This is a genomic window from Rhizobium sp. Leaf341 (assembly GCF_001424325.1).
GTDB lineage: Bacteria > Pseudomonadota > Alphaproteobacteria > Rhizobiales > Rhizobiaceae > Ferranicluibacter.
On sequence record NZ_LMPE01000014.1, the window covers coordinates 1 to 265 of the forward strand.

The window sequence follows — 265 nt, forward strand, 5'->3', positions numbered from 1 at the left end:
GGATCTGCGGCGGGTGCGCAACGTCAAGCCGCTCTGGTCGAAGCTCGGCACGGTGGCGGGCGTGGCGCTCGGCGGCCTCGACATGTGGACCAACCAGCTTCTCGGCTTTTCGGTCTTCGGCACGCTGAAGCACGGCAAGACCGATGCGCAGAGCCTCGAGCCGGCGGCGCGCCACAAGCCGATCGCCTATCCCAAGCCCGACGGCGTCCTGACCTTCGACCGCCTGTCCTCGGTGTTCCTTTCCAACACCAACCACGAGGAGGAC

1 pseudogene is annotated in these 265 nt (G+C 67.2%); it reads left to right on the forward strand.

Annotated features, from left to right (window positions below):
- Positions 1-265: pseudogene (locus ASG03_RS22045) on the forward strand (4Fe-4S dicluster domain-containing protein); the annotation flags it as partial.